This window comes from Mesorhizobium sp. LMG 17147 (assembly GCF_024297145.1).
In the GTDB taxonomy this organism is placed as follows: Bacteria; Pseudomonadota; Alphaproteobacteria; order Rhizobiales; family Rhizobiaceae; genus Mesorhizobium.
The window spans coordinates 203,377-221,361 of record NZ_JANCTC010000002.1; the positions used below are offsets into that span (position 1 = coordinate 203,377).

A 17,985-nucleotide genomic window follows, 5' to 3' on the forward strand; every position below is an offset into this window, starting at 1 on the left:
CCTTTCGACCAGCGCGGTGAATCCAAGAACCATTGGCATCGTACCGGGTGCACCACGGCTTTTTTCGGAACAACAGTGTGGTCACAACGTTGTGAACATGCAGAAGACGCTGCGCCCGCAGTGACGCCAGGCGGGCAGGGCGTGCACGAAATCACCGACGAGGAGACACTAAGATGATCCGCACCCTTTTAACCACGACAGCAGTCGCAACATTGATTGCGACGGGTGCCTTTGCGCAGTCGGCGACGACCCCGGCGCCGGCGCAACCACCCGCAGTAGAGAACCCCGCTCCAGCCGCTCCGGTGCAACGGGCGGAGGGCAGCCTTGCTACCAACATCATCGGCGAATCCGTCTATAACGGCACCGGCGCCGATGCCCAGAATATCGGCAACGTCAGCGACATCGTCTTCGACGAGCGCGGCGAGGTAAAATCCGTCGTCATCGGCGTCGGCGGATTCCTGGGCATCGGAACCAAGAATGTCGCCTTCGACTACGGCAAGATGCAATGGGCCGAAAAGAACGGCGACCGTTGGCTGATAGCGCAAACGACGAAGGATGAGTTGACGGCTCAGCCGGATTTCGACCGGAAGCCTTACGATCCGCCTCCGCCGCCAGCTTCGGCCGATAATGCGGCACCCGCCGCCCCTTCGGCTTCGACCAGCGCGCAGAATACAACGCCAGCGCCTGCCGCGCCGGCTGAGCCAGTGAAGCGCGCCGAAGGCAATCTCGCCACCAATATCATCGGCGAGACCGTCTATAACGGCACCGGCGACGACGCCCAAAACATCGGCGACGTAAACGACATCGTCATCAACAAGGAAGCCAAAGCGCAATCGCTGATCATCGGCGTCGGCGGCTTCCTCGGCATCGGCGAAAAGAACGTCGCCTATGATTTCGACAAGGCGCAGTGGGCCGAGAGGAACGGCGATCGCTGGCTGGTCGCACAAACCACCAAGGAAGAGCTGCAGGCGCAGCCGGACTTCAACCGCAAGGCCTATGATCCGGCGCCGGCATCCACTGCTTCGAACGATGCCAATGCGCCTGCCACCGTCACGCCTACCGTGATGGCCAGCAACACCGCGTCGACCAACAACACTGCGACGACCAATAACGCCGACCAGGCCGGCAAGACGGCTCAAAACGCCCCAGCGCCCGCAACGGCCGACCAGACCAAGACCGGGTCGATCGACAAGTCGACGTTGACTGAAATGCCGATCGGCCAGATCCGGGCCGAGGATCTGGTTGGAACGACCGTTTACGGCGCCAACGATGTCAACGTCGGCGAGATCGGCGATATCGTGCTGGGCGCCGATAAAAAGGTCGATGCAGTCATTATCGATGTCGGCGGGTTCCTCGGTGTCGGCGAGAAGGAGGTGGCGGTCGGCATGGACAACCTGAAATTCATGACCGACAAGAACGGCAAGCGCTATCTCTACACGAACTTCACCAAGGAGCAGCTCGAAGCGCAGGCCCCCTATGACAAGGCCAGCTATGCGCAAAACCGCGACAAACAGCGCATGATCGTGCGCTAGCAGCACACAGGCCGACAGAGAAGCCCGCGCCGGCAACGGCGCGGGCTTTGTTTATGTCGAGGGAAAGCCGGCGACATGGCCGGCAACGCCACTGTCCGTCAATTCGGCGAGCGCCAGAGATTGGTCGAGATGCTCGGCCCGCCAGGCAAGCAGCCTTTCGGCAAGTTCCAACCGCACCGGCAGATAGGCTGGGTCGTCAGCGACGTTGGTCAGCTCGCCGGCATCTTTTTCCAGGTCGAAGAGCAAGGGCGGCAGGCCGCCCCCGAAATTCACATATTTGAACTTTTGCGTGCGGATGACGGCGAGATTGCACTGACGCGGACCGATACCGAAATAGCGTTCTGCATCACCATCGGCGATCGAGCGGAAATCGAACTCCCAATGCGCCGCATCGCGCCAATCGTCCGGCTCCGTTGCGTCCAGGAAAGGCGCCAGCGAGCGGCCGTCGAGATGCGGCAGCACTTCGCCGCCGGTGAGCTCGAGCCCAGTGAGCTCGAGCAAGGTCGGTGCCAAGTCGACCGCCTCGGTGAAGCGGTCGACGCTGCTGCCGGCAGCCTTGCGGCGGCGCGGATCGCGAATGATCAGCGGAATATGGAAGCTGCCGTCGAAGAAGCCGCCCTTGCCCAGCATGAAATGATCGCCCATCATCTCGGCGTGGTCTGAGGTCAGCACGATGACGGTGTCGTCCCATGCATCGGCCGCCTTGACCGCTTGCCAGACATGGCCAAGCTGCGCGTCGACCTCCGAGATCATGCCGTAATAGAGCGCCCGGATGCGGCGAAAACTATCGTCGCTCCAGTCGCGCACCTTACCTTCCGAGCTGGGGCGGAATTTCGACCGTTCCTGCCGGTCTAATTCATAGGCGAGATAGGGGTGGCTTGCTGCTTCGGCCTGCCAGCTTTCAGCACGCAGGAAAACCGGACCGCCGACCGGATCGTACATGGTGTTGTAAGGCGCCGGCACGATGAAGGGCGGATGGGGGCTGATGAAGGAAAGGTGCGCGAACCACGGCGCATCGTGCTCCTGCTCGCCGACCCAGCGGATGAATTCGCGAGCCAGGAAGGCCGACGGCGTCTCATCCTTCGAATAGGCTGGCGGGGCGTTGCTGATCTCGCCGTCGTTTTCCAGGATTTCGCCCGCCGGGCGGTGGATGTCGGGGGAGCCGGCGCCGGCATCGACGCCGCGCGCCTTGAGCCATGACAGCCAGGGCCTCTGGTGCTCGGGCAGAAGCTGGCGCACGGTAAAGCCCGGCAGCACGCCTTCATAACTCTTCAGCTGCGGATCGCCAGGCGCCAGCGTGCGCGGGTCGTGCGCCGTGTCGGTATAACCGAACAGCGTCGGATCATAGCCGAGAGCGCGCGCCCAGAGCGCTATGTTGCCGTGGCGGGCGTCGAGCGGTGTGCCGTTGCGGCAGACACGATTGTTCATCTGGTAGAGGCCGGTGTAGAGGCAGGCGCGCGCCGGCGAGCAAGGTGCGGCGCCGCCATAGTGCTTCCGGAACAAAACGCCCTCGGCAGCCAGCGCGTCGGCATTCGGCGTCCTTACCACCTTGTGCCCAGCAGCTGACAGACAGCCGCCGCGCCATTGGTCGCAGGTGATCAGGAGAATGTTGGGGCGTTTTCCACTCAACCGCTGTATCCTCATGCTGGCTACATGCGTCGCTCATGGAGCGCAATTTCGGCGCCTATGCAAGCCGGTCCAGTTTGCCGAATGGTGAACAGAACCTGCTTCATCGTTCACTTTAACAGCACAGTCCATTCTGTGTTTGCCGCCTTTGCGGCCAGGAGGCGGATGCTCATATTCGCGTGGACAGCGGCAAGGGCCGCACCGACACAAGGAAAGGAGCAACAGACATGCTCGACCAGGTCAAGGGCCTGCATCACGTCACCTCGATGGCCAGCGATGCGCGCCAGAATAATGAATTCTTCACCGGGACGCTCGGCCTGCGGCGGGTCAAGAAAACCGTCAATTTCGACGCACCCGACGTCTACCACCTCTATTACGGCGACGAGGTCGGCACGCCCGGCTCGGTGATGACCTACTTCCCGTTCCCGAACATCGGCAAAGGCCGCCATGGAGTCGGCGAAGTCGGCACCACCGCTTATTCGGTGCCCGAGGGCACGCTCGGCTATTGGGAGAAACGGTTTGCCGAGCAAGGTGTCACCGGGCTGTCCCGCGAGGAGACGTTCGGCGAGAAGCGCCTTGCGTTCGCCGGTCCCGACGGCGACGGGTTTGCGCTGGTCGAGGACAGAGCGGACAGCCGTGCGCCATGGGCCAAGGGTGGCATCCCCACCGACGAGGCGATCCGCGGCTTCCACTCGGTGTCGCTCAGGCTGAAAGATGGCGGCGCCACCGAAGAGCTGCTGAAATTCATGGGTTATGAGGAGGTCGACAAATCCGGCAACGTCAGGCGGCTGGCGGTGAAGAACGGCAACGGCGCCGATGTGGTCGATATCGAATCGCTGCCAGGGGCCGGCTTCGCCAATCTCGGCGCCGGCTCTGTCCACCATGTCGCTTTCGCCGTCGAGAACCGGGCCAAGCAGCTCGAAGTGCGCAAGGCGCTGCTCGATACAGGTTATCAGGTGACGCCAGTGATCGACCGCGATTATTTCTGGGCGATCTACTTCCGCACACCGGGTGGCGTGCTGTTCGAAGTCGCCACCAACGAGCCGGGCTTCGATCGCGACGAGGATACCGCCCATCTCGGCGAGGCGCTGAAACTGCCGTCGCAACACCAGCATTTGCGGCCCTATCTCGAGCAGCATCTGCAGAGACTGGAAGACTGAGGGCAAGGTTATGAGCAAGGATTCGTATATTCACAAGGTGCTGCCCGGTTCGCCGGGCGGACCGTTGCTCTTCGTCTTCCATGGCACTGGCGGCGACGAGGATCAGCTTCTGTCGCTTGGGCGCGATCTTGCGCCGCAAGCGACGATCGTTGCCCCGCGCGGCGATGTCTCGGAACAAGGCGCCGCACGCTTTTTTCGTCGTACCGGCGAGGGCGTTTACGACATGGGCGACCTCACGCGAGCGACGGACAAGATGGCCGGCTTCGTTAAGGCGCATGTCGAGGCGGCAAAGCCACCTTCGGTGCTAGGCCTCGGTTATTCCAACGGCGCCAACATCCTGGCATCGGTGCTGTTTGCCGAGCCGTCGCTGTTCGACGCAACGGTGCTGATGCATCCGCTGATCCCGTTCGAGCCGGAGGTCAAGGGCAGCCTTGGCGGCAGCCGCATCCTGGTCACCGCCGGCAGGCGAGACCCGATCTGTCCGCCTAATTTGACGGCGCGGCTCGAAGCCTATTTGCGCGCCGATGGCGCCGATGTCACAGTCGAGTGGCATGACGGCGGCCATGAGGTGCGGCCGGGCGAGATCGAGGCGGCGCGGCAGTTGTTCGCCGTGGCGTCGGATGAAAGGACCGCAAGCCATGTCTGACCTATTGCCGGAGATTGAACTGGAGGACCGCGGCTCGAAGGGCCGCTACTTCCTGCGTGGGCCGGGCGGTGCCGAGGCGGAGATGACCTTCACCAAGATCGGCGAGCACCAGATCATCATCGACCATACAGAAGTGCCGGATGCGTTTCGCGGCCAGGGCGCGGGACTTCGCCTGGTCACCCGTGCCGTCGAGGATGCGCGTGCGGCGGGCAAGACGATTATCCCGCTTTGCCCGTTCGCCAATGCTCAGTTCCGCCGCCATCCGGAATGGGCGGACGTGCTGAAGCGGTAAGAGACAGCCCCTCGGTGAATGACAGGAGAAAGGGTGCGCGGCTTTACCGCGTGCCCCTTCGACCATTGGCGGCGTACAAACACAAGGCAAACATGCGGGATTTGCGCAGAGCGCCCGACTTGCCTAAGTATTGGCAACAACCGGCTCGCCTTCTGCGGCCCGACCACTTCAACCGAATGGCCCCCCATGACCGAATCCGATCTCGTTCCCGTCTTCGACGGCCACAACGACACGCTGCTCAGGCTCTACCAGTCGAAGGATGCGGACGTCGAAAAGCTGTTCGTCGAGGGGACACCGGGTGGCCATATCGACCTGCCGCGCGCGAAGAAAGGCGGATTTGCCGGCGGCATGTTCGCGATCTTCCCGCCGCCTGCCGAGAAATCCAAACGCGGTACGGTGCCGCTGGCGCCGAGCGACAGCGAGCCCTTGCCGCCCGAGGTTCCGCGCGCCGATGCGCTCAACTCTACCGTAGCGATGGCCTCGATCCTGTTCAGGTTGGAGCGGGCTTCGGCGCTTACCGTCTGCCGCAGCGCCGGCGATGTGAGGAAGGCGATGGCGCAAGGCTCGATTGCGGCGGTGTTTCATATCGAAGGGGTCGAGGCGATCGACTCTGAGCTAACCCTGCTCGACGTTCTCCACGCAGCCGGCCTGCGCTCGCTCGGCATCGTCTGGAGCCGTCCCAACGCCTTCGGCCACGGCGTGCCGTTCCGCTTCCCCTCGTCGCCCGACACAGGGCCGGGGCTGACCGATGCCGGTAAGGCGCTGGTGAAAGCCTGCAACCAGCTGAAGATCATGATCGATCTTTCGCATCTCAACGAAAAAGGCTTCCGCGACGTCGTCGAGATCAGTGACGCACCGCTGGTCGCGACCCATTCAAACGTGCACGCGATCTGCGGCCATTCGCGCAACCTCACCGAATGGCAGCTCGGCGCGATCCGCGACTCCGGCGGCATGGTCGGGCTGAACTTCGCCACCGGGTTCCTGCGTGAGGACGGCAGGATGAACGCCGACACCAGCCTCGACATCATGGTGCGCCATGTCGATTCGCTGCTGCAGGCGCTGGGCGAAGACGGCGTCGGCCTGGGCTCGGATTTCGACGGCGCCATGATCCCGGCCGTGATAGGCGACGTTGCCGGCCTGCCAAGATTGCTCGACGCTTTCGCGGCGCGCGGCTTCGGGCGCGCGCTGATCGAGAAGATCGCCTATCGCAACTGGCTCGGCATCTTGGAGAAGACCATCGGCTAAGCGGGTGATGCCGGCTTGTCCGGAACACAGTTTGGAGGCGGACTATTCGAAACCCATGCGTTTAAGCCAGTCCTGGCCAATGCCGCGGTCGCGGATGATCGGCAGCGGATCGGTCGAATCCAGCCTCGCACAAATACGGTAGACCTCCAGCGTTTCAGCGCTCATCTCGCCGCGCTTGTAGAAGAACATGGCCGCGGCATAGCGCGTGCGGCCCGACCATTTTTCGCCGAGCGGCGTATTGACCAGCTGCCACTGTTCGGCGGCTTCGGCGTCGATTTCGTGACTGTCGATGTCGTCGGCCATATTCAGAAATCCGCAGGCGGATTGGCAGTGCGGCGGCCGAGCTTGATGACCAGCCGCGGCACCAGTTTGGCACGCTTCAGCAGCTTTTGATATTGCAGCTCGCGCCTGGCGTAGATCTCGACCCAAGGTCCGCTGCAGGCGGACTCGGCGGCGCTGATCTGGTCCGCGTGCCGGGATCGTTGCCTTTCGCCGACGGCGCCTTCGACGTCGTTTTCTATAAGGGTGCAGTCTCGACGAGAACATTCGAATATGGGCAGCCATGCAGAAGGTGCTTGACAGTGGCAAACACCGTCCCACTGATCTTCGCGGCCGAAGTCGGCTAGCCGGCGATGCTGGAGACCATCACCCGATGAAGACAACAGAGGCGCGCGAAGCCCTCTTCGAACCGGCGCGAAAAAGCGATCCCGATAAGCGCGGCCGCAAAGCGTCGAAAGAGACAAGGCAGGTTCAACTGATCGAAGCGACTATCGATTCATTGGCCAAGCGCGGCTATTCGGAGACGACTATGGCCGACGTCGCCGACGGCGCCGGCCTGTCGCGCGGCATCGTCAATTTCCATTTCGAGAGCAAGGAGAAGCTGCTCGTCGCCACTTTGCGGTACATGCATGACGAGTATTCGGCGCATTGGCGCAGCGCCTTGCAAAGTGCCGGCGATGATCCCGCCCGCCAGCTGCAGGCATTGGTGGCGGCCGATTTCGACCGCTCGATCTGCAACAAGCGGAAGCTGGCTGCCTGGTGTGCCTTCTGGGGCGAGGCCAAATCGCGACCGAAATATCAGGCGCTGAGCAGCGCACGCGATGCCGTCTACCAGAACATCTTCATCGATCTTTGCGCGGCGCTCAAGCAGAGCGGCTTCTATGCCTATGAGCCGCGAGCCATGGCGCTGGCGCTCAGCGCCATGCTGGATGGTCTGTGGCTGCATTTGATGATGGGCACCGAGGACGCCACACGCGAGACGGCGCTGCAGGCCGCGAACGAGTTCCTGTCTGCGGCATTCCCCAAGCACTATCCGAACTCCGCAGCCCGCGGTGCCAGGCCGGCGTGAACCATCAAAAAGAGGGTGGACCAGCAATGAAAACAATGATCCGGCCCCTGACATTCGAGAAGATCAAGGCCGGCTAATGAAGTTCAAGATCGAACGAGCCGATGTGGCCATCGTTGGCGCCGGCTTCACCGGGCTGTCGGCCGCGCGTGAATTGAACCACGCCGGCATCGATGTCGTGCTGCTCGAAGCCCGCGACCGTGTCGGCGGCCGCGTCGAAGCCGTGCAGAACGGGCTCGGCGAGCGGATCGACAGCGGCGGCCAGTTCCTGTGCGAAGACATGCCGGAATTGATGGCGCTGGTGCGAGCGCGCGACAAGACATTGGTCGAGACCCATGTCGCAGGCGAATTCGTCACGCAGCCGCGAATGGGCGAGGCGCAAGCCGGGCGCACTTACGTCACCGCGATGCGAATGCGCGAGCGGATGAACGCGATCGCACCGGACGACCCGACTATTGCCGGCTTGACGGTCGCGGCATGGCTCGATCGCCAGGCCGATCCCGACGATGCGAAGGCCGCCTTTCGGTCGATGATCGAGGGTCTGTGGTGCCTGGCAATGGAAAGGCTGCCGCTGTGGTACTTGATCGACAATGATCGCCGCATCACCAACGAGGTGTCGGAGCTGCAGTATTTCGTGGGCGAAACCATGCATTCGCTGGCGGATGATCTTGCGCGGGATCTCGGCGATCGACTGCGGCTGAATACAGCTGTCGAGGCCATTGAGCACGGCCCGGGAGGGGTTCGCGTCGTTTCGCCTGCCGGCGCGATCGAGGCACGAGCGGTACTGGTCGCCGTACCGCCGATGATGGCCTCGAGAGTGGATTTCGTGCCGCCGCTGCCGGCTGCGCTGGAAGGAGCGCTCGGCGTCTGGCAAAGCGGCGCGGTGATCAAGATGCTGGTGCGCTACCCCAAGGCTTTCTGGCGCGACAGGGGCTTGAGCGGCATGGTGATGTGGCGCGACCCGCACGGGCTTTTTGCCTGCGATGCCAGCAGGGACGAGGATCATGCAGCACTTGTCGTCTTCATCGGCGGGCCGCTGGCGCAGCGCTGGCGGGATTTGGACGACGCGGCGCTACGCGCAAAGGTGACGTCAAAGCTGGAAGAGGCGCTCGGTATCGAGGCGGCCGGCATTATCGATCTCAGTTATCGCGACTGGACCGGGGATTGCTGGAGCGGCGGCGGTTACAGCGACCTGATCGTCGATGTGACGGCAACGGATGCCGAACGCATTATCCGCGCCGGCGCGTCGCCGATCCATTTCGCCTCGTCGGAGCTGTCGCCGTCATTTCCGGGCTATGTCGAGGGCGCCATCGTCGCCGGCCGCATTGCTGCCCGAAAAATTATTCAGTCGGCCATCGACAGCAGAGCTTCGGGGTCATAAGCGAGGCGGATCAGGCTGCCGAGCGGGATCGACACGCATTGCCGCGAGCTCGGCCTGCTGGTCAGGCCGCTGATCAATATGTGCATCATGTCCCGCCGCTGATCATCACGCGCGAGCAGATCGACGACATGGTGTCGATCCTGCGCCAACGCATTTCGCGCACGATGGACGATCTGCGCCGGGAAGGGGTCTGGCGGGGTAGGCGTTTATCACTGGCGATCTCGCCGGCCGTTTGGGCCATATCGGGTTCCAGGAGGCGAACTGCCGCCTTGAACTATGCGTGCTGTGCCCGCGTTCTGGCGGCCTTCTGCGCCGCCTGCTTCCTTCCGCTGGCGCCTTTCGTCTCGGCGGCCTTCTTCGCGGCGGCCGAGCGCTCCTCAGCCGTCCGACGCGAGGCCGCACGCTTGGCCTGCTGCGAGAGCGCCTCGTGCGACGCCGTGCTCTTCGGCTCGTGCTCGAGCACCTTGGAAACGGCCTTCGAGACCCGCGGGCGGCGTTTCGGCGTGCGTTCGCCCTGGCCGGCCTCATAGGCGTATTCGGCGCTCTTGCGCGTGCTCTCCTTCACCTTGCCCTTTTTGGGCGGGGGCAGGTCTACGCCTGCGCGCCTCGCCTCGGAAAGCCCGATGGCGATAGCCTGCTGGGTCGACCGCGCGCCGTGCTCGCCGCGGCGGATTTTATCGATCTCCTCGTGCACGAACTCGCCGGCCTGGGTGCTCGGCGATTTGCCCTCGCGCTTGTCCTTTCGGGCCTTCTCGATGGTTTTCTTGTCCGGCATTGTCTTTCTCCCACATACGGGTTGCGACAGCCTTTCGGGTTGCCGCTGCGCGCGGTCTTGTGAGGATCATAACGCGTTGAGGACGCAAATGATCCCGGGACTGGTGATCCAAGCCCCGGCTGTCAGGACGTCGACGCCGATCCGTCCGAAATCAGATGGCGCAAGAACCATTGAGCAGCGAGATCCGCGACTTCGTCCAGGGCGCCGGGCTCCTCGAACAGATGTGTCGCGCCAGGGACGATGGCGAGCTCCTTCTCGCCGCGGAGCGCCACCAGCGCCGAGCGGTTGAGTGCGATCACTTGCGTGTCCGCGCCTCCGACGACGAGCAAGGTCGGCGCCCGGACGCGCGGCAGGGCGAGCGCTGCGAGATCGGGCCGGCCACCACGCGAAACCACGGCCGCGGCCTGGTCGGGCCGCTCGGCCGCCGCCACGAGGGCGGCACCGGCGCCCGTGCTCGCGCCGAAATAGCCAAGACGCAACCCCGACGTGTCCGGCGAGGCGCCGAGCCAATCCGTGACGCCAACCAGCCGATCGGCGAGCAGTCCGATATTGAAGCGCAACTCGGCCGTGACCTGGTCGATCCGCTCCTCTTCGGCCGTCAACAGGTCGACGAGGAAGGTGGCGAGGTTCGCCTCGTTCAGCCTTGCGGCCACGTAGCGGTTGCGCGGGCTGTGGCGGCTGCTGCCGCTGCCATGGGCGAAGAGCACGAGGCCAGGAGCATCCGGGGGCAACGAAAGATTGCCCTCGAGCGTGACAGGCCCCGCGGGAACATGAACGACGTGCTCGCTATGCCGGTCCATATCCACCTCCGCTATGGCGATCTGGTGCCGCGCGCCGGACCCGCGCCCGCGTGCCCAGCCAACTCCTCTTCGGAAGCGGCAGGCTTGTCGGAAGCTGCAGGCTTGGGCACGGACCTGGCGAGGAGCGCGCGGACCTCTTCATCGCTCGTCTGCGAGAAATCCACGTACCAGCGCCCGACACCAAGCAGCGGCTCTGGTGTCGTCGCGCAAACGACCTCGTCGGCGTCCGCCCGCATCGCTTCGCAAGTGTCGGGGCTTCCGACGGGAACGGCCGCGACAATACGGGCGGCGTGGTTTTTTCGCAGCGCCTTGATTCCGGCCCGCATGGTCGATCCGGTCGCAAGCCCGTCATCCACAAGGATAATGGTCCGTCCGTTCAACTGCGGTCCAGGTCGCCCGGCCCTATAGAGGTGCTCGCGGCGCAGAAGCTCTTTTTCCTCCTTTGCAGCGACCGCGTCGACGACATGTGGCGGGATCGCGAGACCGCTGACGATTTCGTCGTTCAGGACACGTACGCCGGAGGGCGCGATCGCCCCCATGGCCAGTTCCTCGTGGCCGGGGACGCCGAGCTTGCGCACGACGAAGACGTCGAGCGGTGCCTTGAGTGCCTGCGCGACCTCGTAGCCGACCGGCACGCCGCCTCGGGGCAGCGCCAATACGATCACGTCGTCGCGGCCGGCAAAGCGAACGAGTTCCCCGGCGAGTCGCCGCCCGGCCTCGCGGCGATCTGAAAAGATGACAGCCATGATCTTCAATCCGCGTGCATCTGTTTTCCCGGTGGATGTTCTTTCACCAACCTGCGGCCACATCCCGTGGGATGGCTGCGGCACCGGCGTTTCCGAGGCGACGGACAATCTCGGCGCTAGGGCGCTTGCCCGCAGGTTGTACCGCGCTCGTCGTTTAGCACCGCCTGCTCAGGCAGCCTTCAGCTTGGCACTATCGCGCTTTCACTTCAATGCGGCGTGTCTTGTCCTTTGCAGCGGGGTTCTTAGGAAGCTCGACGGCCAAAACGCCGTTCTTGAAAGTGGCCTGTACCTTGTCGGCATCGACCTCCGCATCCAGGGCGATGGTCCGCTGAAACCGGCCATAACTGCGTTCGCTATAGGTGCGGCCGCCAACGCCTTCCTTGTGCTCCGAACGCTTCTCGCCCGTAATGGAGAGGATGTTGTCGCGCAGCTTGAGCTCAACGTCCTTCTGCTCGAGTCCCGGCAATTCGGCGGTGACCTTATAGGCTTGATCTGTTTCATATACATCGACGCTCGGCCAAAGATCGCCGGCCGTAGTCGCTTCGGCCATTGGCGCAAAGAAGTCGTCGAACAGGCGATCGATCTGCCGGTGGAATGACGTAAGCGGATCTCGTCCGGATGGATAAAGACTTCGCGATGGCGTCCGGGACGCCAAGTCACGGTTTGCCATGGTTCTTCTCCTGTTTTTCCTGTTTGCATCGCTCGCCGCCATGTGATCGGCGACAGCAAATAAAACTCGTCCGCCCATGAGGATGTTCCGCACGCCGGCCGGGAAAGGCGGTCCGAAAAACCGCGGAATGCGCATCGGGGAACAACCGGCAGGTAGGACTGTTTGGTCACATCCGCCGTAATCGGATTTGAACGGAAGGAGGATTCGATGAACGCCACCGGACTCGACGTATTCGACAAGACACTGCAGACCACGAACATCTGGCTCGACGAGATCATGGACGAGATTGGACCGGATCGGCAGGTCGCCTGGCACGTTCTCGGAGCGGTGCTACACGCCCTGCGCGACCGTATGCAGCCGGATCTTGCAGCCCACCTCGGCTCGCAGCTACCGATTCTGGTGCGTGGCGCCTTCTATGACCAATATCAACCTTCCAAGGCTCCCGAGAAGATGCGGTCGCTCGACGAATTTCTGGCCAAGATCAAGGCGGAGCTTGAATTCACCCGTCCGGTCGATTCCAAGGATGCATTCAGGGCCGTGTCCAAGGTGCTTGCCCATCATGTCGGAGAAGGACAGATGCACAAGGTCTGGGAATCCCTGCCAGGAGAGATCAGTCGCGTCGCCGAAGCTCAGCAAGCGGCGTGAACGGCGCCGGCGCGGGTTTCTTGGTCGCAATCTTCTTGGGGAAACAGCAATGCCACTCACCCTTATCAGCCCGGCGTTCCCGGCAGGCGGAAAAATTCCCGAAAGGTATACGCGTGACGGCCAGAACGTCTCGCCGCCACTGAAGTGGTCCGGTGTTCCGGATGGTGCCAAGAGCCTTGTTCTTGTCGTGTTGGATCCCGATGCGCCAAGCGGGACTTTCGGGCATTGGGCGGTATTCAACATCCCGCCCGATGCCGGCGAACTCGCCGAGGCAGCAGACGGCAAGCCCGGTCCGTCGGCACTCAGGCAAGGCACCAACGATTTCGGCAATGCCTATTACGATGGCCCGCAGCCGCCCGTAGGGCATGGCGTCCATCATTACCATTTCCGGCTGGCCGCGCTTGATGTGCCGAGCCTCAGCGTACCGGGACAGGCGGGCGTGCATCAGGTCTGGAAGCAAGCCCAGAAACACGCATTGGAGGAGACGAAGTTGGTCGGAACCTACGAACGGCCGGCGTGACGCGGAGGGCGTCGGTCGCCGCCTTCACAGCGTAATCTGGGCAAGCGGTTTTCGGGCAGGGCCGTGGATGACCGAACCATCGGCCGCGAAGATCGAGCCGTGGCAGGGACAATCCCAGGTGTGGTCCGCAGTGTTCCAGGTTACGGTGCAGCCCTTATGGGTGCAAGTCGCCGAAACCGCCTGGAGTGCGCCTTCGGTGTCTCTCCACGCCGCAATCTTTTCCTCTCCCCTGACGATCACGCCCCCCATACCAGGCGCAATGTCGTGGGTGCTTGAGACGATCGATTGACTGCGGCCGTTCTTGTGGAAGTCCTCAGGATAGGGCCGGGCCGGATCGTAGAGTTTTTGCCATGGGCTCGGGCGGCCGCAGATCAGGTCGGCGATCATCGCGCCCACGGCCGTCCCGTTGGTGATGCCCCAGGCGTTGAAGCCAGTGGCAATGTGGAAGCCGGCTGCCTTGGCGGGATCGGGCTCGCCTGCATATGGAATTCTGTCGGCCGTATCATAATCCTCATTGCACCAGCGCCACGCGACGTCGCCGACCGAAAGGTTCTTTCTTGCCCATTTTTCCAGTTCGACAAACCGCTTGGCCACGTCGCCGTCCCAGCCGGTGTTGAACTTGGGACCGAGCGTGACCAGCAGCGGCCCTTCGGCATCGTGGCCCGTGCGGATGGAATGCGTCGGATCGTCGATGCCGATGAACATGCCGTCGACAGTGAAGGGATCGTCGATCCGAAAGGCCATGGCGGTGTGGCAGCGCGGTTGCGTCCGGTTCGCCATGCCGATGGGGCTCTTCACCGTCATGTTGGTGGCGACGACGACATGCCCGGCATCAACGGCGCCGCCATCGGTGACGATGCGCCAGCGGCTTGCCTCGTCGATCGAGGTGGCGCGGCTGTTTTCGAAGATCCGACCACCATGGGCCGTCACCGCTTCCGCCAGGCCAACCAGGTACATCGCCGGATTGAACTGCGCCTGGTCAGAAAACCGTAGCGCGGCGGCCGTTTCGAAAGGCAGCGGCGCGTGGTCGAGGATCTCGGCCTCCAGCCCGACCTGGCACGCGGCCTCGGCCTCGGCCGCGACCTCCGCGCGCCGGCTTTCATCGCAGGTGTAGGTGTAGGCGTCCTTGCTCTCGAGATCGCAGGCGATGGCGTACTCGCGAACCCAATCGCGGATCTGTCGGGCGCCGGCGGAATTCGCATCGGCGTAGACTTGGGCCAACTCCCGGCCGACAGTGTCGATGAGATGACGATAGATCAGTGCATGCTGCGTGGTGATCTTGGCCGTCGAGCGGCCGGTCACCTGGCCGCCCGTGCGCAGGCCTTCAACGACGACCACCGACCGGCCTGCCTCGCAAAGGCGAAGCGCCGTCGTCAGCCCGACAATTCCAGCACCCACGACAACGGCGTCCGCACGGATCGAACCTTCGAGCTGGGGGTAGTTCGTGGATCTGGCTGCCGCTACCCAACAGCTTCCCGGTTTTCCCAAGAGAATGGCCATTTCAACCGCGCTCCTTGCGTCTCGATGCACTTCCATCGACAACCGCGCCAGCAGGGGAACGTTCCCGAGCTTGGTTGCTTCTTTCAGTCATTGTCCCGCCATCCCGGGTCAGAAAAGCACCGGGAAGGCGCGAGGTGCAGGCCATCACCCAGGTGATCGCCTCGCGGTCGTATTCGTCGCCGGAGCGCCAGTCCTCGAAGAAGGCATTCAGCCTATCGACACGCCCCGGCCAGATGCCGGCGGCTTGCAGGCCGAGCGATACGCCGTAATTGGTGAAGGCGAACTTGGTATCGCGCAGCCATGGCGCGCGGCTGAAATAACCGGGCGGGTCGACCCACATCGTTTCCAGGGTTCGCAGCGAACGCCTCGTCTGGGCCTCGGCCCACGGCTCGTCGGGAGAGAAATGGGCGAGCCACAGCATCATGCCGAGGCCGAGGTCCTGGTCGACGTCGAGCGTGCGCCAATCGCGCTCCATCAGGTCACGCATGTGCGCGATCTCGGGCGCCAGTTCCTCTTCGTCGAGCATGCGATAAGAGACGTAGCCGTCATAGGCATCCATGCTGCCGAGGCCGTAGCCGGGGTAAGGACCGCTCAAATCCTCCTGCATCTTCCAGATCACGCCGCGGCCGGGGACCACAAATGCCGGGTGAATGTCCCGCGCCAGCGTAATGCCGCGCTTGCGGTATTCCGGCTTCAGATCGCCGAGACGCGCCAGGGCGAACAGCCACATCGCCAGATAGTGGAAATACTGGCCGTCGCGATCGGCCGCTTCGCCGATCCTCAATCCGCGCCGGCGGCCGAGCACACGCTCGACATCCACCACCAGCCGCTCGGCCTCGTCCAGCCAGCGCTCTTCGCCAAGTTCCGTATAAAGCGAGACGTAGAGCACGACCCCGAATGCATCGGTCCACAGATATCGCAAGCCGTTGGGCCAGATGCCTTCGGCGCGCATCCAGTCGAGTTTTTGCAGGACATAATCGACGTCACGCAGCATTGCGCCAAGCCCCGAATTCCACGGCAGACTTTGCCGATGTTCGGTTCCATGCGATTGCGAGCATGCGGCATATCTGCCTCAGTTTATCTGGCCAGATATCGCCAAACGATCTGATCGGCGGCGGGGTTCCTTGGTCGCTTCCACCGGCCGCGACCGGGAACCCTCGACCTGATCATGAGTTTCGGGTCCAGGCGCTCACAACGGGATGCGGGAGGTTACCAGTCATTTTCGGAGCCTTTCAATCGAGGAGGCAAAGTTGCGACACCGCCAAATCAGAGTTGACGGAATTACTGTCTTCTTTCGCGAGGAAGGCCCGGCCGATGCTCCCGTGCTTCTGCTGCCGCACGGCTATCCCTGTTCCTCCTATCAGTTTCGAAGGCTGATGCCCGGACTGGCCGATCGCTGGCACACGTTCGCCCCGGACTTTCCTGGCTTCGGCTATAGCGCTACGCCCGACATGGCTGCATTCGGCTACGATTTCGAGACCTATGCCGGGTTTTTGGCGGCTTTCGCGGACGCGCTCGGCCTGTCCCACTATGCGCTCTGGCTGCACGATTACGGCTCGCAGATCGGATTGCGCCACGCCATCGCCTATCCGGAGCGCGTTGCCGCGCTTATCATCCAGAACGGCGACATCTACGAAGACGTGCTCGGCCCGAAATACGCAGCCATCAAGGCGTATTGGAACGACAAGACGCCCGACAAGCATCGCCCGCTGGAAGAAGCGGTGAGCGAGGAGGGCTTCCGCCACGAGTTCATCGGTGAGGTTGGCGAGGTCGTGGCCGAGCGCGTGCCACCGGATCTGTGGAAACTCCATTGGCCTCTGATGGACACGCCGCCCCGTCGGCGGCTCGCGGTCGGCCTGATGGAGAAGCTGGAGGCGAACCTCAACTGGTTCCCGAAATACCAGGCTTATCTGCGCGAACGGCAACCACCGACACTGATCGTCTGGGGTCCTGAGGATGGCTATATGCCGGCCGCATCGGCCCGCGCCTACAAGCGCGACTTGCCGCAAGCAGAGCTCCATCTCCTCGATGGCGCCGGCCACTGGCTACTGGAAACCCATTTCGATGAGGCGCTTGCGTTGGTGCGCGACTTCCTCGCACGCGTTCACAGCCGAGCACCGATGCAACCGTCTGGTAACCTGTTGAAAACGTGGTGATCCCGACAGGGATTGAACTTGTGACCTACAGATTAGGAGTTTGTAACTTCATCAGCATATTACGCTGCCTGTAGCTGACATTCACGGCAACCAGCACCGAGACTCCAAAGCAGCCACTTGTTCGAGTAAATGCCTTGCCAGATCTTGGAGGAGATGCCGGCCTCTGTGAGAGGTGCCGTGCGCCGGGGCCGGCGTCCGGAAGCCCTCCTGGGAACGAACGCGCGGGTGGTGATCGCGATTTCGACCCTATGGGGATTTGACGAGAGCCGCCAATACTCCCTCAATAAGGCCGTCGCCGACATGGTTAGACGCGGTTCAGGAACTCGAGCACCCGCCGCGTGAGCAGTGCGCTGGCAGCCGCGTTGTACGACGGGAGCGAGCTGTCGGCGAAGTAGTGCTGGTCGCCGGGATAGAGGAACAGCTCCGCGTCCTCGACCTTCTCCACGATCTCGCGAGCGGCGTCGATGTCGCCCTCGCCGATGAAGATCGGGTCGTTATCCATACCGTGGATCTGGACCGGGACGCCGTCCGGCCAGGGTCCGAACGCCCACTCGCCGCTAATCGGCAGACAGGAGTGGAAGAGCAGGGCTCCGCAGGCACCGGGTCGTGTCTGTGCGAGCTTCTGCGCCGGCAGTACGCCGAACGAGAATCCGGCGTAAACGAGCTCGGGCGTCAGTTCGCCGGCGACGCGGACGCCGCGCTCCCGCATGTCGTCGAACCCGATCTCACCGATGTAGGCGAGACCCTCGTCAATACTCTGGAATGTGCGTCCGTCGAACAGGTCCGGCGTATGCACGGTGTGCCCGGCTGCCCGCAGGTCGTCAGCGAACGCGCGCACGCCGGGAGTCAACCCTTGTGCGTGGTGGAACAGCAGGACCTCGGCCATGAGCCTCCAGGTGGGACGTGGATTGCGGCGATAATTGCGAATCGCTTCGCAGAGCTGCAA

Annotated in this window: 20 protein-coding genes and 1 pseudogene; 11 read left to right on the forward strand and 10 right to left on the reverse strand. The window is 63.2% G+C overall.

Features of this window, described 5'->3' with window-relative positions; all coding sequences use genetic code 11:
• Positions 1 to 173: 173 nt before the first annotated feature.
• Positions 174 to 1,532, forward strand: coding sequence for a PRC-barrel domain-containing protein (locus tag NMG46_RS04825; RefSeq protein WP_254816587.1), 1,359 nt, complete (start codon positions 174 to 176; stop codon positions 1,530 to 1,532).
• Positions 1,533 to 1,583: 51 nt separating this feature from the next.
• Here the strand turns inward: NMG46_RS04825 and NMG46_RS04830 are convergent, their stop codons facing one another.
• Positions 1,584 to 3,176 (reverse strand): alkaline phosphatase family protein, encoded by a 1,593-nt coding sequence (locus NMG46_RS04830; RefSeq protein WP_254816588.1) that lies wholly within the window; start codon positions 3,174 to 3,176, stop codon positions 1,584 to 1,586.
• 209 nt (positions 3,177 to 3,385) lie between these two features.
• Here NMG46_RS04830 and NMG46_RS04835 point away from each other — a divergent pair, with 209 nt between their 5' ends.
• From NMG46_RS04835 to NMG46_RS04850, 4 genes are all read left to right on the forward strand, one after another.
• The gene (locus NMG46_RS04835; protein ID WP_254816589.1) at positions 3,386 to 4,318 is read left to right on the forward strand and encodes a VOC family protein; all 933 of its coding nucleotides are present in this window, start codon (positions 3,386 to 3,388) and stop codon (positions 4,316 to 4,318) included.
• A 10-nt stretch (positions 4,319 to 4,328) separates the two neighbouring features.
• Positions 4,329 to 4,964 (forward strand): alpha/beta hydrolase, encoded by a 636-nt coding sequence (locus NMG46_RS04840; protein ID WP_254816590.1) that lies wholly within the window; start codon positions 4,329 to 4,331, stop codon positions 4,962 to 4,964.
• Positions 4,957 to 5,256, forward strand: a complete 300-nt coding sequence (locus NMG46_RS04845) for a GNAT family N-acetyltransferase (RefSeq protein ID WP_254816591.1) — start codon at positions 4,957 to 4,959, stop codon at positions 5,254 to 5,256. Before NMG46_RS04840 ends, NMG46_RS04845 begins: the two co-directional genes overlap by 8 nt.
• 186 nt (positions 5,257 to 5,442) lie before the next feature.
• On the forward strand, positions 5,443 to 6,501 hold the full coding sequence (locus tag NMG46_RS04850; RefSeq protein ID WP_254816592.1) for a dipeptidase: 1,059 nt from the start codon (positions 5,443 to 5,445) through the stop codon (positions 6,499 to 6,501).
• Positions 6,502 to 6,543: 42 nt separating this feature from the next.
• Here the strand turns inward: NMG46_RS04850 and NMG46_RS04855 are convergent, their stop codons facing one another.
• Together NMG46_RS04855 and NMG46_RS04860 are read right to left on the reverse strand one after the other, a co-directional pair.
• The gene (locus NMG46_RS04855) at positions 6,544 to 6,804 is read right to left on the reverse strand and encodes a hypothetical protein (RefSeq protein WP_254816593.1); all 261 of its coding nucleotides are present in this window, start codon (positions 6,802 to 6,804) and stop codon (positions 6,544 to 6,546) included.
• 2 nt (positions 6,805 to 6,806) lie between these two features.
• Positions 6,807 to 7,163 (reverse strand): hypothetical protein, encoded by a 357-nt coding sequence (locus tag NMG46_RS04860; RefSeq protein ID WP_254817085.1) that lies wholly within the window; start codon positions 7,161 to 7,163, stop codon positions 6,807 to 6,809.
• On the opposite strand from NMG46_RS04860, the gene betI reads away from it, so the two are divergent.
• The 3 genes and pseudogenes from betI to NMG46_RS04875 all read left to right on the forward strand — a co-directional run.
• Entirely contained in the window at positions 7,154 to 7,849 is a 696-nt protein-coding gene (gene betI, locus NMG46_RS04865; RefSeq protein ID WP_254816594.1) for a transcriptional regulator BetI, read from the forward strand. The two genes, NMG46_RS04860 and betI, sit on opposite strands and share 10 nt — an antisense overlap.
• A 76-nt stretch (positions 7,850 to 7,925) precedes the next feature.
• Complete coding sequence (locus tag NMG46_RS04870) at positions 7,926 to 9,227, forward strand: flavin monoamine oxidase family protein (RefSeq protein ID WP_254816595.1); 1,302 nt, start codon at positions 7,926 to 7,928, stop codon at positions 9,225 to 9,227.
• A gap of 27 nt (positions 9,228 to 9,254) precedes the next feature.
• Positions 9,255 to 9,427: pseudogene (locus NMG46_RS04875) on the forward strand (aspartate aminotransferase family protein); the annotation flags it as partial.
• Between the two features lie 74 nt (positions 9,428 to 9,501).
• Here the strand turns inward: NMG46_RS04875 and NMG46_RS04880 are convergent.
• The 4 genes from NMG46_RS04880 to NMG46_RS04895 all read right to left on the reverse strand — a co-directional run bounded on the left by NMG46_RS04880 (position 9,502) and on the right by NMG46_RS04895 (position 12,218).
• Complete coding sequence (locus NMG46_RS04880; RefSeq protein ID WP_254816596.1) at positions 9,502 to 10,002, reverse strand: DUF6496 domain-containing protein; 501 nt, start codon at positions 10,000 to 10,002, stop codon at positions 9,502 to 9,504.
• 122 nt (positions 10,003 to 10,124) lie between these two features.
• Positions 10,125 to 10,802, reverse strand: coding sequence for a dienelactone hydrolase family protein (locus NMG46_RS04885; RefSeq protein WP_254816597.1), 678 nt, complete (start codon positions 10,800 to 10,802; stop codon positions 10,125 to 10,127).
• Positions 10,803 to 10,813: 11 nt separating this feature from the next.
• Positions 10,814 to 11,548, reverse strand: a complete 735-nt coding sequence (locus NMG46_RS04890; protein ID WP_254816598.1) for a phosphoribosyltransferase — start codon at positions 11,546 to 11,548, stop codon at positions 10,814 to 10,816.
• 190 nt (positions 11,549 to 11,738) lie between these two features.
• Positions 11,739 to 12,218 carry an Hsp20/alpha crystallin family protein gene (locus NMG46_RS04895; protein WP_254816599.1) on the reverse strand — a complete coding sequence of 160 codons (480 nt, stop codon included), beginning with the start codon at positions 12,216 to 12,218 and terminating at the stop codon, positions 11,739 to 11,741.
• Between the two features lie 207 nt (positions 12,219 to 12,425).
• On the opposite strand from NMG46_RS04895, the gene NMG46_RS04900 reads away from it, so the two are divergent.
• Complete coding sequence (locus tag NMG46_RS04900; protein WP_254816600.1) at positions 12,426 to 12,863, forward strand: DUF2267 domain-containing protein; 438 nt, start codon at positions 12,426 to 12,428, stop codon at positions 12,861 to 12,863.
• Positions 12,864 to 12,912: 49 nt separating this feature from the next.
• Positions 12,913 to 13,383 (forward strand): YbhB/YbcL family Raf kinase inhibitor-like protein, encoded by a 471-nt coding sequence (locus NMG46_RS04905; RefSeq protein WP_254816601.1) that lies wholly within the window; start codon positions 12,913 to 12,915, stop codon positions 13,381 to 13,383.
• Positions 13,384 to 13,407: 24 nt separating this feature from the next.
• Here NMG46_RS04905 and NMG46_RS04910 read toward each other — a convergent pair whose 3' ends face one another.
• Together NMG46_RS04910 and NMG46_RS04915 are read right to left on the reverse strand one after the other, a co-directional pair.
• Positions 13,408 to 14,883, reverse strand: coding sequence for an FAD-dependent oxidoreductase (locus tag NMG46_RS04910; RefSeq protein ID WP_254816602.1), 1,476 nt, complete (start codon positions 14,881 to 14,883; stop codon positions 13,408 to 13,410).
• Between the two features lies 1 nt (position 14,884).
• Positions 14,885 to 15,877 (reverse strand): hypothetical protein, encoded by a 993-nt coding sequence (locus NMG46_RS04915; RefSeq protein ID WP_254816603.1) that lies wholly within the window; start codon positions 15,875 to 15,877, stop codon positions 14,885 to 14,887.
• A gap of 205 nt (positions 15,878 to 16,082) precedes the next feature.
• On the opposite strand from NMG46_RS04915, the gene NMG46_RS04920 reads away from it, so the two are divergent.
• The gene (locus NMG46_RS04920; protein WP_254816604.1) at positions 16,083 to 17,039 is read left to right on the forward strand and encodes an alpha/beta fold hydrolase; all 957 of its coding nucleotides are present in this window, start codon (positions 16,083 to 16,085) and stop codon (positions 17,037 to 17,039) included.
• A gap of 304 nt (positions 17,040 to 17,343) precedes the next feature.
• On the opposite strand, the gene NMG46_RS04925 is transcribed toward NMG46_RS04920, so the two are convergent.
• Complete coding sequence (locus NMG46_RS04925) at positions 17,344 to 17,925, reverse strand: dienelactone hydrolase family protein (RefSeq protein WP_254816605.1); 582 nt, start codon at positions 17,923 to 17,925, stop codon at positions 17,344 to 17,346.
• Positions 17,926 to 17,985 lie beyond the last annotated feature (60 nt).

Coding starts and splice junctions, on each gene's coding strand:
- NMG46_RS04825 (WP_254816587.1), top strand. CDS start 174: ATGATCCGCACCCTTTTAACCACGACAGCAGTCGCAACATTGATTGCG.
- NMG46_RS04830 (WP_254816588.1), bottom strand. CDS start 3,176: ATGAGGATACAGCGGTTGAGTGGAAAACGCCCCAACATTCTCCTGATC.
- NMG46_RS04835 (WP_254816589.1), top strand. CDS start 3,386: ATGCTCGACCAGGTCAAGGGCCTGCATCACGTCACCTCGATGGCCAGC.
- NMG46_RS04840 (WP_254816590.1), top strand. CDS start 4,329: ATGAGCAAGGATTCGTATATTCACAAGGTGCTGCCCGGTTCGCCGGGC.
- NMG46_RS04845 (WP_254816591.1), top strand. CDS start 4,957: ATGTCTGACCTATTGCCGGAGATTGAACTGGAGGACCGCGGCTCGAAG.
- NMG46_RS04850 (WP_254816592.1), top strand. CDS start 5,443: ATGACCGAATCCGATCTCGTTCCCGTCTTCGACGGCCACAACGACACG.
- NMG46_RS04855 (WP_254816593.1), bottom strand. CDS start 6,804: ATGGCCGACGACATCGACAGTCACGAAATCGACGCCGAAGCCGCCGAA.
- betI (WP_254816594.1), top strand. CDS start 7,154: ATGAAGACAACAGAGGCGCGCGAAGCCCTCTTCGAACCGGCGCGAAAA.
- NMG46_RS04870 (WP_254816595.1), top strand. CDS start 7,926: ATGAAGTTCAAGATCGAACGAGCCGATGTGGCCATCGTTGGCGCCGGC.
- NMG46_RS04880 (WP_254816596.1), bottom strand. CDS start 10,002: ATGCCGGACAAGAAAACCATCGAGAAGGCCCGAAAGGACAAGCGCGAG.
- NMG46_RS04885 (WP_254816597.1), bottom strand. CDS start 10,802: ATGGACCGGCATAGCGAGCACGTCGTTCATGTTCCCGCGGGGCCTGTC.
- NMG46_RS04890 (WP_254816598.1), bottom strand. CDS start 11,548: ATGGCTGTCATCTTTTCAGATCGCCGCGAGGCCGGGCGGCGACTCGCC.
- NMG46_RS04895 (WP_254816599.1), bottom strand. CDS start 12,218: ATGGCAAACCGTGACTTGGCGTCCCGGACGCCATCGCGAAGTCTTTAT.
- NMG46_RS04900 (WP_254816600.1), top strand. CDS start 12,426: ATGAACGCCACCGGACTCGACGTATTCGACAAGACACTGCAGACCACG.
- NMG46_RS04905 (WP_254816601.1), top strand. CDS start 12,913: ATGCCACTCACCCTTATCAGCCCGGCGTTCCCGGCAGGCGGAAAAATT.
- NMG46_RS04910 (WP_254816602.1), bottom strand. CDS start 14,883: ATGGCCATTCTCTTGGGAAAACCGGGAAGCTGTTGGGTAGCGGCAGCC.
- NMG46_RS04915 (WP_254816603.1), bottom strand. CDS start 15,877: ATGCTGCGTGACGTCGATTATGTCCTGCAAAAACTCGACTGGATGCGC.
- NMG46_RS04920 (WP_254816604.1), top strand. CDS start 16,083: ATGCGGGAGGTTACCAGTCATTTTCGGAGCCTTTCAATCGAGGAGGCA.
- NMG46_RS04925 (WP_254816605.1), bottom strand. CDS start 17,925: ATGGCCGAGGTCCTGCTGTTCCACCACGCACAAGGGTTGACTCCCGGC.